The sequence below is a fragment of the Enterococcus sp. LJL120 genome (assembly GCF_054871765.1).
In genome coordinates this window covers 247,449-260,232 of record NZ_JBTXLV010000005.1, presented here as the reverse complement: position 1 = coordinate 260,232, position 12,784 = coordinate 247,449, and the positions used below count along the sequence as shown (strand labels likewise).

Below are 12,784 nucleotides of genomic sequence, written 5' to 3'. Positions count from 1 at the left end.
TCTCAGCAGCAAACTAAAATCCGAAATCAGATTTCTAAAAATCACTACTATTTAGGTCTTTTCCTTAACTTACAAAAAACTGCCTTTAAAAAAATTATCTAAAATTAACCAAAGCGATTTGATTGGCATTCAGCTTGTCCTCAGCTATGATAAAGAAAAGAGGATGGACAAGGAGTTAGCTATGAAGACAGATCAAGAGAAGCGGCGGGTTTTGGATAATTTAGTCGCCCATTATGGAAGGCAGGACTGGTGGTCCAGTGAAAATTTTATTCAAGACTGGGTGTCGATGATTTTAATTCAGCAGACGACTTCTGCCAACGCAGATCGGGCACTAACTAATTTAGCTGGGCAATTTGATGCCCAGGTGCTTCTAAATATGCCTATGGAAGAATTGCAGGAGTTGATTCGTCCAGCGGGCTTTTTTAAAAGTAAAAGCCAATATATAAAAAATATTATGGCCTTCTATCTTGAGCAGGGTGGTGACTTAGCAGCCTTTGAAAATGTTACTACTGAAGATTTGCGCAAGCAGCTGTTGGCGATTAAAGGTATCGGTGAGGAGACAGCCGATGCCAGTCTTTTGTATGTTTTTAAGCGTAAGGTCTTCATTGCAGATCAATATGCGCTGCGATTGTTTAATCGTTTAGGCTTTGGCCCCTATAAAACTTATCGTGAGTTGCGGCAAGATTTTATGCCTTTGGTGGCGGAGGATGATGTCGATGTGAAATTGTGCCAAGAATGGCATGCGGTGATTGATGTTCACGGCAAGCATTTTCGCGGTCAAAAGGAAATGGATGAAAGCTGGTTGGTAGTGGATTAGCTTTTGTTTTCTTTAAATTGTGCTATAGTAAGACAAGATAATAAAGGGGGTGGTCATATGGTACGGTCTGTATCGATCAAGTTGGCCAAGTTGCTAAAAGAAAAATAAGGCTGCTGAAGGTGTTTCCTGCGGCAGTCTACCACAGAAAAGAGGAAACCCAATGAAAACTGAAATCTATCCTCATCAATACTTTGCTTTAAAAAAGCAGGTGGATGATTTAATAAATGTTTATCAATCAGTGAGTGATTTGAAAACTGTTGCGACAATGCAAAGCCTGATTTTTGAGCGCATTGATCAGATTTTTCCAGAAAAATTTGCTGAAATTGAAGCTCTTAAAGAATTTATTTTGGACAAGACCTTATCCAAAGCCAAAGCGCAAGCCTATTTAGAAGATTTGAAGGCCATCGTTATTCCCTTTGAAACGCCTAGCAATAAGCAAGTTGAGAAGGTTTTCCGCAAAGTCAAAAAACTGCATGTGCCGATTTTGGATAAACTGGATTTAAAAGAGCATACTTATATTGGCTGGAATGATCCCGGCAGTCAAAGAAAATATCTGATGCTCTATCAAGATCAGCGGTTGACGGGCATATACGGCAGTTTTTCTCCGAATGTTTTGCAAAATGTCTGCACGATTTGCAATCATGTCAGCAATGTTGCGATGTTTTTAGCCACCACAAAATCCGGTGGTGATGGCACCTACACCAAAAAAGGCAATTACATCTGTGTCGACAGTGACCAATGTAATCGGCAACTGTTTGAATTAGCGCCGCTCCATGAGTTTGTTGTGAAGATGCAGGAGAGTAAATAACGATAATTAGCCTTTTTCAAAGATGGCTGTGATACAAGTTTTCTACAATGAAATATTCGAATAATAGTATATCTGTCTTTGTACTCCGTAAGGTTGCGAGACAGAAAGCACATGTCTTCTGAAGATTTAGTGAGCTATGGCGTAAAATGATACAATTTTGTAGTTCTTAGAGAATATTGTTCGGGAAAATCATTGTGGGATTAACGTGTATTGCAACCATCTTTTTGATTTATTCAAGAATTTTGCCAGCCGAGATACAAAAATAAAAATCACTAAAAAATTTAGTTGTTTTTAGCTAAAATATAGCCGCTATAAAAATAATTTGCTACAATGGAGCAGTAGAGGTGAAGAAGATGAAAGTTTTAATTTCAGATATCGCAAAAAAGGCTGGCGTCTCCAGCGGGACTGTCTCCAATGCTTTAAATAATCGCAAGGGAATCAGCGAAGAAAAAAAACAGGCTATTATTCAAATTGCAACGGACATGGGCTATTTTCGCCAAAAGGAAAATCGTGAGAGCCGTGAGTTAAAAATTCGTTTAGTGATTTTAAATAATCAGCGGAATGTCGTGGGGGACACGCCTTTTTTTTCTGAATTGATAAGAGGTATTGAAATGGAATGCCGCAGTCTCGGCTACGAGCTGTCGATCAATCATGTGGACATGGGAGCTGATGACGATCTTGCGGATGTTTTAAATCAAGAAGCCAGTGGCGTCCTCGTTTTAGGTACCGAGCTGGAGAAGGATGATTTAGAAAAATTTTCTCAGCTAAATAAACCGGTGGTCTTCTTAGATACAGTCTTTCGCACCCAGCAGCATGATTTCGTCGCCATTAACAATGCCGACAGTGCCTATGAAATTGTCGAATTATTAATCCGCAATGGTCATAAAAAAATCGGCATCATCAATTCAGCTTTTCAAATTAATAATTTTCGGGAACGTAAACAGGGCTTTATTCAAGCCATCAACGACTACGGCTTGATTTTTTATGAAGAGATGGAAGCTTTGGTGGAGCCGACTCTTGAAGGGGCCTACCATGATATGAAAAACTTTTTAGCTGCTTGTTTAGCAGAAAAAGCCACATTGCCAACAGCCTTTTTTGCAGTGAATGATAATATTGCCATCGGTGCGATGCGGGCCATTGAAGAATATGGCCTTAAAGAGGAATTATCGATTGTCGGTTTTGATGATATTCCTCTGTCGGAATTTTGTAATCCGCCATTAACGACCATCAAAGTTGATAAAGTCAACTTGGGCAAGCAGGGAATTCAGCGCTTAATTTTTAAAATTGATGGTCAAACGAGTTCATCACTAAAAATTTTAGTTGGCACCTCAATTGTTGAACGGCAAAGCGTTCAAGAAATTTCAGCAGATTAAAGATTAATTCATTGCTATTTATAAGCTGTGCAACCAGATTCTAGCGCTGGTTGCACAGCTTTTTTTATTGTCACGAAAATCTACTAGAAAACTATTTTGCAAAAATTATACTAAATATTTTAGATAAATTTTTAGTTTTATATTGCAAAATAAATTTAGTGATGGTATTCTTAATTCATCAAGTAAAGGGTTACAAAAAAATGTAACCGAAAGGGATGTGATAATTTGTGTTGAAAATTGGTGTCTTTTGTGTAGCAGGTGTCTCGACAGCAGTGCTCCTCCACAAGCTTCAAAACGAATTATCTGCACGGGATTTGAAAGCGGAATTATTAGCGGCCCCGATTGCCGATGTTTTTTCAAAGGGTCAGCAGATGGATGTGATTTTATTGAGCCCCCATGCCCGTTTTAATTTTAAAAAGGTTGAAAGCGTTTATCCGGATAAGCCAATCCTGTTAATGAAGAATCAGGATTATCAAAAAATGAACACTGAAAATATTGTGAATCAACTAATGGCAAGTTTAACTATCAGACAGGCAAAATAAGGAGATGGAAAATTTGGATCAAGTAACGATTGGCTTTGCGCCAACCCGCAGAAATTTATTCAGCGCTGAAGCGGCGATTGAATATGCAAATTTAACGAGAGAAAAGCTCAAGGAATTGAAGATAAACTTTGTTGATATTTTAGACATTAATGAAGACGGTCTCATTTACGATGATCAAGGTGTTGAAAAAGCCGCTGAGAAATTTAAAGCCGCCAAAATTGACGGATTGTTTATCGCCAATGAAAATTTTGGGACGGAATATGCTGTTGCCCGCTTGGCTAAAAAGCTCGATGTGCCCGTCTTGTTATGGGGGCCAATGGATGAACCGCCGGCTGAAGACGGTTCCCGTTTAAGAGATACCCAATGCGGCCTGTTTGCAATCGGCAAAGTGTTGCGCCGCTTCAAAGTGCCATTTACTTATATTAAAAATTCAGAAATTGATTCGGCAGCCTTTGCTCAAGGCGTCCAAGATTTTATCAAAGTCTGTAATGTCGTGAAAACTTTTAACAATACCCGCATTTTACAAGTGGGACCAAGACCTTTTGATTTTTGGACGGTTATCTGTAACGAAGGTGAATTATTGGAACGATTTAACATTCAACTTTCTCCGATTCCATTGCCGGAATTAATGGAGGAAATCAAGCGGGTGAAGGCAGAAAACTATCCGGCTGTCCAACAGACGATTGATTATTTTACGGAAAATACGGAAGTGCAAATTACCGCTGAACAGTTAGAAATGGTAGCAGCTTTAAAAGTAGCCTTGCAAAGTCTCTGTGAAAAATATGGTTGTAATGCTGGTGTGATTCAATGCTGGACGGCTTTACAAGATTTAATTGGTATTTTGCCTTATGCTTCGCTGTCTTTACTGCAGGAGGAAGGAATTCCCTTTGTCTGTGAGACTGATGTTCACGGAGCGATTTCAGAATTATTGGTGGAGGCCGCTTCTTTAGGCGAACATCGGGCAATCTTCGCTGATGTTAACTGTCGCCATCCAGAAAATGAAAATGCTGAATTATTGCAGCACCTAGGTGTCTTTGCTTATCAAACAGCTGAGACTAAACCGATTTTACCGCCGCGTCATTTTGTGTTTGATTATCCTGGTTCAGTTGCCTTTAGAGCCATTAAAGATGAATATACCTTATGCCGTTTTGACGGTGATAACGGCGAGTATTCTCTTTTAATGGGGACGGCCAATGGAACAGATGGCCCTTATAATCAAGGGACTTATCTGTATTTGGAATTTGAAAACTTGAATCGCATGGAATTTAAATTTGTCGAAGGGCCTTACATTCACCATGTGGCGGCTGTCAGAAAAAATGTTGTGCCGATTTTATATGAAGCGTGTAAATATTTAGGCGTGGCACCGGACTTCTATGATCCGATTGAAGAAGATGTCAAAGCTTACTTAAGGGGAGATACTTTATGACCGCTGATGTGAAGGCGTTAGAAAAAAAAGCTGTTGAGCTGCGTAAGCGGACTTTTCAATTAGTTTATGAAGGAAAAACCGGTCACACCGGCTCTGATTTATCCTGTGCCGATATTTTAACGGCTTTGTATTTTCAAGTGTTAAATGTAGACGCCAAAAATCCTGAGAATCCTGATCGTGATCGCTACATTCAAAGTAAGGGCCACGCTGTTGAAATTTTGTGGACAACTTTGGCAGCAAAGGGCTTTATTGATGAAGCTGAATTAGAAACTTTTTCTCAATTTAAATCCCGTTTGATTGGCCATCCCAATAATCAAGTGGACGGTATCGAAATGAATACAGGCTCCTTGGGCCACGGCTTGGCTGTTTCCACCGGCATTGCCCTAGCCGGTAAAATGGATCAAAAAAATTATAAAACTTACACCTTGATGGGAGACGGCGAATTAGCGGAAGGCTCCGTCTGGGAAGCTGCGATGGCGGCCGCCAATTACAAATTGAAAAATTTGACGGCCATTATTGACCACAACGGCTTGCAAATTTCTGGTAAGACCGTTGATGTTATGAATTCAGAACCTCTGAAGGAAAAATGGCAGGCATTTGGCTGGCATGTGATTGAAGTTGACGGTAATAATATGGCTGAATTATTAGCCGCCTTTGACTCTGACGAAAATGGCGAGAAACCGAAATTGATTATCGCCAACACGATTAAAGGTAAGGGCGTGTCCTTTGCAGAAAATCAAGCCGGCTGGCATCACAAAGTGCCGACTGACGAGCAATATCAACAGGCGATGGCCGAATTTGATCAGCAATTGGAGGCGTTAAAATGAATACAATTCCCAATCGCCAAGCGATGTGTGATGTTTTAATTGAAGAAGGTAAAAAAAATCCTGATTTAGTGGTGTTGACGAGCGACTCGCGGGGTTCTGCTTCAATGACTGAATTTGCCAATCAATTGCCTGAGCAATTAGTCGAAGTGGGTATCGCCGAACAAAATATTGTCGGCATTGCAGCAGGCTTAGCTCATTCTGGCAAGCGACCATTCGTCACATCACCGGCCGCATTTCTCAGTATGCGCAGCATCGAGCAGGTCAAAGTTGACGTGGCGTATTCCGATACCAATGTCAAATTAGTTGGCATCAGCGGCGGCGTCAGTTACGGCGCTCTAGGCATGAGCCATCATTCGCTACAGGATTTTGCCGTGACACGGGCGATTCCTAATCTACAAGTATTAGCGCCGGCTGACCGTTTTGAAACGGCAGCCATGATGAAAGCTCTCGCTAAAAGTCATCAACCGGCCTATATTCGAATTGGCCGCAATCCAGTTGCAGATTGCTATACATCAGATGATTATGGCTTTGAAATTGGCAAAGCGGTGGTGATGCGTGAAGGCCAAGACGTCACTCTAGTGGGCATCGGAGAAACAGTTCGCCAAGTGTTAGACGCGGCCGAAATTTTAGCAGCGGCCGGGATTGCTGCTGAGGTCATCAATGTTCATTCATTAAAACCTTTTGATGCCGCAGCTATTATTCAATCCGCTAGTAAGACGAAAAAAATTATCACAGTGGAGGAACACAGTCCATACGGTGGCCTTGGTTCAGCCGTAGCGGAAACACTGTGTGAATTCACCGATATCAGACAAAAAATTATTGCTTTGCCGGATGAAGAATTAATCACCGGAGATTCAAAGGAAGTCTTTGAATATTACGGACTCACTGGCAGCAAGATTGCTAAAGCAGTTCAAAAATTTTAGGAGATGACGCTGATGGAATATCGAATTGTTATAGATCAGAGTACATCTGGAACGAAAGCCTTATTAGTCAATACAGCAGAAACAGTTCAAATTTTAAGTCGTTTGGATTTGCCCCATCGCCAGCTCTATCCGCAAAAGGGCTGGGTGGAGCACGATCCAATTGAAATTATCAGTAATGTTAAAGAACTGATTGAAAAAACACTGCTGAAAAATAATTTACGCCCCGATCAGATTAAAAGCTTATCCATCACCAATCAGCGGGAATCGGTTGTGATTTGGGATAAACGCACCGGCGAACTGCATACCAATGTGATGGTGTGGCAGTGTAACCGGGGTTTAGAAATTTGTAATCGATTACAGGAGGCTGGTTACAATCACCTCGTTAATCAAAAAACCGGTTTGACGATTGACCCGTACTTTTCAGCCTCTAAACTAAAATGGTTTTTTGACAGCCATCAGTTAAATGAGCTACAATTGAAAAATTTGGCTATCGGCACCATCGATACTTGGCTAGTGTGGAACCTTACAGAAGGGCGTAGCTACTTAAGCGATGTCAGCAATGCTTGCCGAACTTTATTGTTCAATATTTTTGAGCAAAGCTGGGATGCCGATTTGTTAAACTTGTTCAATGTTCCGCAAAATGTTTTACCGGAAGTTGTCGATTCGGTCTATGATTTTGGCAGCTACTTGGACATCCCGATTGTCTCAATTGTGGCGGATTCGCAAGCCGCCCTCTATGGTCATCAATGCAATACCCCCGGAAAAGCCAAAGCCACTTTAGGTACTGGCTGTTCTGTCTTGATGAATATTGGGCCCGAGGTGAAACAGGTCAATGAAAAAATTTTAACAACGATTGCTTGGCGAGAAAGTGGCGTCACCACTTATGCTTTAGAAGGCGTGATACGTTCCTTTGGTGACATTTTAAATTGGGAGCAGGACACCTTGCAATTATTTGATGATGTGCAAACAGCCTCTGAAGAAGCGTTAGCGCTGAAAGATAATGGCGGCGTTTACTTTGTGCCAGCGCTAGAAGGGTTAGGCGCACCCTTTTGGGAACCCGGCCGAGAAGCGGCCTTTGAAGGAATTTCCCGCAATACTACCAAAAAACATTTAATACGCGCCAGCTTTGAAGCGATGCTCTTTCAAATTCGCGCAGTCATCGACGCCTTTGAAGAAAGCTGCGGCGTCACATTAGCTGAGCTACACGTTGACGGCGGTGCCAGCAAAAATCCATTGCTTATGCAATTATTATCAGATATCACCCAAAAGACTATCATCAGCGGCGAAGTGGAAGAAATTTCCGCTGTCGGCACTTTGGCAATTATTGGCGAAACCATGCAAAACGCTGCAATCAATCATAAGTTTGAGCCTGTTGGTGAATTTGAAGCAGAGTATCAGAAATGGTTGGGGATTGTGGAAAATATTTGAGAAAACTTTAAAACAAGTTGTATATAATATACTTTAGTCTTAAAAGGAGGGAGTAACTTTTGTATAGAAAAAAAAGGACAGTAATTACCACGGATGGCGAGGTTGATGATATGAATTCGTTTCTTCGCTACCTACTTTACAGTAATGAAATTGACACGGCTGGAATTGTTTTAACTAGCTCCGTTTATCATTATGCTGGAGATGAAGAGAAGGGCATCGAACCTTATCGTTGGACTGGGGAAAGCTGGGTCAATGAATTTATCGATGAATATGCCAAGGTCTATCCAAACTTGCAGTTGCATGACAAGAATTATCCAACACCAAAGTACCTGCATAGTATCTATCATGTGGGGAATATCAGCTATAAAGGTGAGATGGATCAAGAAACTGATGGGTCACGTTTTTTAGAAACTCTATTTTTAGATGATGATCCCCGGACCTTATATGTTCAGACTTGGGGTGGAACTAATACTACCGCTCGCGCTTTAAAATCAATAGAAGAACATTTTGGTGAAGAAGAAAATTGGACTGATATCAAAATGAAAATTGAAGAGAAGCTGGTAATTTATATTATCTTAGACCAAGATGAAACATATGATGACTATATTGCGAAAAATTGGAGTATCAAAGTTATAAATGACCAATATAATTTCTGGCATTTTGCCTATCTGTGGAAAGCAGAAGATGACAATGTCACCACTCGTCTACAAGCAGACTGGAATTATGACTTGAAAATGAATTTTGGCCCATTGTTAAAAAAATATGCTTTGATGGCCGATGGCAATGTCCTTGAAGGTGAGCTTGCTGAAGAACAGCGGGGGGTTCAAGCCTACATTGATCAAAACCCTGAATATCAAAAATACGATTTTATTTCTGAAGGAGATTCCCCGTCATTCTTTTATCTTTTTGAAAACGGTTTAAGAAATAGTGAAGATCCAACATATGGCGGTTGGGGCGGTCGCTTCATTAAGAAAAAAGAAGATTTGTTTATCAACGAGGCACTTGATTGGAACCCCTACACCAAGCAATACGAAGCTGAATATAGCTTGACTCGTTGGTTTGATGATATTCAAGATGATTTCAAAGCAAGGGCAAAATGGTGTGTTGCTGAAACACTCGAAGAAGCGGCTCATTATCCAATAGTAGCGGTTAGTGAAGGTCTTGATTTAACCGCAAGTGCTGGCAGTCAGGTGAAGTTGACTGCAGAAGCTAAAGATCTCAATGGTAGTCAACTATATTATAAATGGTGGTACTATCCAGAAGCATCGACCTATCGTGATGCTAGCAGCCTAAAACCAGTTGTTGAAAAAATTTCTGGTATGGCGATTAATTGCCATGCTGAAGGAACAAAAGAAGCGTGCAGCTACCTTAATATTGAACATGATTACACACCAAATGCAGTGGTGCATATTCCTAAAGATGCTCAGGCAGGTGAAACCATTCATATCATTTTAGAAGTTTTAAATGATTTTGAGTTGCCAATGAAAAGCTATGAACGAGTAATAATTACTGTTGACTAAAAAGTATAAATAAATTTGGAGGAATAATGATGAAGAAAAAAATTATCAGCGGTTTAATTGTCGCAACTAGTGTATTTGCAATGGCAGGGTGTAATTCAGAGAGTTCATCTTCAAGCGGAGGAGATACTATAGACTTGGAAGTTTGGACATTGAACACAAAGACTAAAAGTATGGATCAAGCTATAGAAAAGTTTAATTCGAGTCAAGATAAAATTAGCGTAACGGCTTCTTACTTTACGATAGATACTTTGAAGCAAAATTTGAAAGTAGCAGCTTCTTCCAATTCCCTACCTACTTTTTGGTTTAATTATGGAGGGATTCAAGGTGAGTACTATCAAACTAATGAAATTTCGTATAATTTAGATGAATATGCTGCAACTAATAATTGGGATGAGAAGTTTGATAGTGGGGCGTTAGAGCTTGCCAAACCAGCGGGGACATTAATCGGTTATCCAATAAGTGTAAACGCATTAGGAATTTATTATAATAAAGAGATTTTTGAAAAGTACAATTTGACAGTACCTACAACAATTGAAGAGTTGGACCAAATTTGTAAAACTTTAAAAGAAAACGGTGTGACACCTTTAGCAACTGCTGGTAAGTACGGTTGGCACACGATGAGGTATATTGAACAATTTATTGAGTATTATGCTGGTAGTGAAATTCATGATGAGTTAACAGCTTTAGAAACATCTTGGGATAATGATGCCGTAACTAAAGCTTTTGAAAAGTTCCAAGAATATGTTGATAATGGTTATTTCCCTGAAGGATTTGTAACTGCGGATCCCAATGATTTGAAGCTATCCTTATATTCAGGTGATGTTGCTATGAATTTAGAAGGTCAATGGTTTGAAAGTCAAATGCTTGGTGATGAGCAAGACCCTGAAAAATTTGGAAGTTTCTATTTTCCTTCTGGTGGAACAAATCGGTTATCAGGCTTCGTCGAATTATTCCAATTTAGCAATAGTTTAAGTGATGAGGAACTTGATGCAGCTGTAGAATTTATAGATACTTATTTTTCAGATGAAAATGTTGAAGCGAACATAGATGAGTTTAATTTACCTGTTCCTCAAGAAAACGGATATCAAATCCCAGATAATTTGCCTATTGCGCAATATTTAATTGATGGTCTAGATCAAAATGGTGCTTTCACAATTTTAGACCAAGCCTTCCCTTCTGAAGTTGCAGATGTTTTATATTCTTGTCAAGATGCTATTGCAAACGGAACAATGGAGCCTAACGAAGCAGGCAGTAAAATCCAGTCAGCGATAGAGTCCTACAAATCTTCCCAAGAATAAATAAGATTAATAACAAACAATTTGTTTGATGGGGGAAACATGATGAAAAAAAATAAAAAACGAAGAAGAAATAATGAACAAAGTGATAAGTCAGCCTATCTTTTCTTGTTTCCAGCTGCGCTTATTTATTTGTCAGTGATAATTGTACCAACAATATACTCTCTTTATATCAGTCTATTTAAATGGAATGGATTCGGGAAAAAAACATTTATAGGATTAAGTAATTACTTTACTTTATTTACAGAAGATCCTGTGTTTATCAAGTCGTTAATAAACAATATTATATGGATTGTGTTGACTTTAGTTTTTATAGTTTCCATAAGTTTCTCCTTAGCTTTACTCCTCAATAAAGAATTTAAGGGTAGAACATTTTTCAGAGGATTATTTTATTTCCCCTCAGTTCTATCTGGTATCTTGGTAGCAATTGTGTGGGGATGGATTTATAATCCAAACTTTGGTTTTTTAAACGAGTTTTTAGATAAAATTGGTTTAAGCTTTTTAAAACTAGATTGGATTTCTGATCCCAAAATAGCTTTATATGCAGTTTTTGCAGCAGCTTGTTGGCAAGGCGTGGGACAACCATTCATTCTTTTCTTAGCTGGGTTACAAACTGTACCTGTGGAGACTCTTGAGGCAGCCGATATAGACGGTACCAGTAAATTAAGAAAACTAATTTCTATAACTATTCCACAAATGAAGGATACTTTTATAATGGTTTTTGCAACATTAATTGTGGCTGCGATGAAAGTTTATGATATTGTCTATGGACTAACTGGCGGTGGACCAGATAATTCTACACAAACACTGGCTACCTACATGTATTCTCAAACGTTCATGTACAATAATGTTGGAAAAGGAACAGCGATAGCTATACTTATGTTATTAATGATGATGATTGTTATTATCCCATATGTTTCATTTACTACTAGGGATGATTGATGGAGGAGAATTATGAATAAAAAAAAGTTTTTTAAAAGTACTCCTAGATATTTAGTACTGATTATCATTGGTCTAATTACTCTCATACCAATTTTTACAATTGTTTTGACGGCTATAAAATCAAAGTCTGATTTCTTTTCTGGACAAAGCTTGTTTGAATTTCCTTCTTCTATTCATTGGGAAAATTTTAAAAATGCATTTATTAATGGGAATTTGTTTGTTTATATGAAAAATTCTTTAATTATTTCATTAGTAAAGGTTCCCATTGGTATCTTGGTCTGTGCCTCAGCCGCATTTGCCTTAACGCGTTTAAAATTAAAAAATAGTAAAATGATTTTTATAGTTTTTTTGGTAGGTATGATGCTTCCAATGCAAGTCGCTTTAGTCCCACTCAATGTTTTTTTTAATAAATTAGGATTGATAAATTCATATGTTGGTTTGACGTACGTATATATTGGATTTGGGATTCCTTATGGTATTCTAGTGTTGAGAGGCTTCTTTAAAGCGATACCAAGAGATATAGATGAGGCAGCTTACATTGATGGATGTAGCAAATTTAGACTTTTCTTTTCCATTATATTGCCAATAGCAAAACCGGCTTTAGCAACTATTTTCATTACGGATTTCCTTTCTACTTGGAATGAATACTTGCTGGCAAGTATTTTGATAACTGACTCGTCAAAAAAAACCATAACAACTGGTCTATTGAGTTTTGTTGGGGAACACGGTATTGATTACGGCCTTTTGAGTGCGGGTGTTTTAATTAATATAATTCCTATACTGATTGTTTACTTATTCTTCCAAAGATACTTTGTTGAAGGATTCTCCGGAGCAGTAAAATAAGTTAGCCCATTTAAAGTATCCTCAGACATATTAATGCTTG

At 38.9% G+C, this 12,784-nt stretch carries 12 protein-coding genes; all 12 read left to right on the top strand.

From position 1 onward, the window contains the following. The first annotated feature begins 181 nt into the window (after nucleotides 1–181). The 12 genes from ACYSNU_RS10305 (at nucleotide 182) to ACYSNU_RS10250 (ending at nucleotide 12,744) form a co-directional block, all read left to right on the top strand. Nucleotides 182–817 (top strand): endonuclease III domain-containing protein, encoded by a 636-nt coding sequence (locus tag ACYSNU_RS10305; RefSeq protein WP_461737130.1) that lies wholly within the window; start codon nucleotides 182–184, stop codon nucleotides 815–817. Between the two features lie 160 nt (nucleotides 818–977). Continuing rightward, nucleotides 978–1,625, top strand: a complete 648-nt coding sequence (locus ACYSNU_RS10300) for a FusB/FusC family EF-G-binding protein (protein WP_461737129.1) — start codon at nucleotides 978–980, stop codon at nucleotides 1,623–1,625. A gap of 353 nt (nucleotides 1,626–1,978) precedes the next feature. After that, nucleotides 1,979–2,998, top strand: a complete 1,020-nt coding sequence (locus tag ACYSNU_RS10295) for a LacI family DNA-binding transcriptional regulator (protein ID WP_461737191.1) — start codon at nucleotides 1,979–1,981, stop codon at nucleotides 2,996–2,998. 227 nt (nucleotides 2,999–3,225) lie between these two features. Beyond that, the gene (locus ACYSNU_RS10290; protein ID WP_461737128.1) at nucleotides 3,226–3,540 is read left to right on the top strand and encodes a PTS sugar transporter subunit IIB; all 315 of its coding nucleotides are present in this window, start codon (nucleotides 3,226–3,228) and stop codon (nucleotides 3,538–3,540) included. Between the two features lie 13 nt (nucleotides 3,541–3,553). After that, nucleotides 3,554–4,966 (top strand): L-fucose/L-arabinose isomerase family protein, encoded by a 1,413-nt coding sequence (locus ACYSNU_RS10285; RefSeq protein ID WP_461737127.1) that lies wholly within the window; start codon nucleotides 3,554–3,556, stop codon nucleotides 4,964–4,966. After that, nucleotides 4,963–5,793: a transketolase gene (locus ACYSNU_RS10280; protein WP_461737126.1), complete on the top strand. Its 831-nt coding sequence runs from the start codon at nucleotides 4,963–4,965 to the stop codon at nucleotides 5,791–5,793. The genes ACYSNU_RS10285 and ACYSNU_RS10280 overlap by 4 nt, the downstream gene beginning before the upstream one ends. Then, nucleotides 5,790–6,716, top strand: a complete 927-nt coding sequence (locus tag ACYSNU_RS10275; RefSeq protein WP_461737125.1) for a transketolase family protein — start codon at nucleotides 5,790–5,792, stop codon at nucleotides 6,714–6,716. The genes ACYSNU_RS10280 and ACYSNU_RS10275 overlap by 4 nt, the downstream gene beginning before the upstream one ends. 12 nt (nucleotides 6,717–6,728) lie before the next feature. Next, nucleotides 6,729–8,144: an FGGY family carbohydrate kinase gene (locus ACYSNU_RS10270; protein ID WP_461737124.1), complete on the top strand. Its 1,416-nt coding sequence runs from the start codon at nucleotides 6,729–6,731 to the stop codon at nucleotides 8,142–8,144. Nucleotides 8,145–8,203: 59 nt separating this feature from the next. Then, complete coding sequence (locus ACYSNU_RS10265) at nucleotides 8,204–9,664, top strand: DUF1593 domain-containing protein (RefSeq protein WP_461737123.1); 1,461 nt, start codon at nucleotides 8,204–8,206, stop codon at nucleotides 9,662–9,664. 29 nt (nucleotides 9,665–9,693) lie between these two features. Beyond that, nucleotides 9,694–10,962, top strand: a complete 1,269-nt coding sequence (locus ACYSNU_RS10260; RefSeq protein ID WP_461737122.1) for an ABC transporter substrate-binding protein — start codon at nucleotides 9,694–9,696, stop codon at nucleotides 10,960–10,962. A gap of 42 nt (nucleotides 10,963–11,004) precedes the next feature. Beyond that, nucleotides 11,005–11,901: a carbohydrate ABC transporter permease gene (locus ACYSNU_RS10255; protein WP_461737121.1), complete on the top strand. Its 897-nt coding sequence runs from the start codon at nucleotides 11,005–11,007 to the stop codon at nucleotides 11,899–11,901. A 12-nt stretch (nucleotides 11,902–11,913) separates the two neighbouring features. Continuing rightward, on the top strand, nucleotides 11,914–12,744 hold the full coding sequence (locus tag ACYSNU_RS10250; RefSeq protein ID WP_461737120.1) for a carbohydrate ABC transporter permease: 831 nt from the start codon (nucleotides 11,914–11,916) through the stop codon (nucleotides 12,742–12,744). The last annotated feature ends 40 nt before the right edge of the window (nucleotides 12,745–12,784 follow it).

Coding starts and splice junctions, on each gene's coding strand:
- ACYSNU_RS10295 (WP_461737191.1), top strand. CDS start 1,979: ATGAAAGTTTTAATTTCAGATATCGCAAAAAAGGCTGGCGTCTCCAGC.
- ACYSNU_RS10280 (WP_461737126.1), top strand. CDS start 4,963: ATGACCGCTGATGTGAAGGCGTTAGAAAAAAAAGCTGTTGAGCTGCGT.
- ACYSNU_RS10250 (WP_461737120.1), top strand. CDS start 11,914: ATGAATAAAAAAAAGTTTTTTAAAAGTACTCCTAGATATTTAGTACTG.
- ACYSNU_RS10300 (WP_461737129.1), top strand. CDS start 978: ATGAAAACTGAAATCTATCCTCATCAATACTTTGCTTTAAAAAAGCAG.
- ACYSNU_RS10260 (WP_461737122.1), top strand. CDS start 9,694: ATGAAGAAAAAAATTATCAGCGGTTTAATTGTCGCAACTAGTGTATTT.
- ACYSNU_RS10255 (WP_461737121.1), top strand. CDS start 11,005: ATGAAAAAAAATAAAAAACGAAGAAGAAATAATGAACAAAGTGATAAG.
- ACYSNU_RS10270 (WP_461737124.1), top strand. CDS start 6,729: ATGGAATATCGAATTGTTATAGATCAGAGTACATCTGGAACGAAAGCC.
- ACYSNU_RS10305 (WP_461737130.1), top strand. CDS start 182: ATGAAGACAGATCAAGAGAAGCGGCGGGTTTTGGATAATTTAGTCGCC.
- ACYSNU_RS10275 (WP_461737125.1), top strand. CDS start 5,790: ATGAATACAATTCCCAATCGCCAAGCGATGTGTGATGTTTTAATTGAA.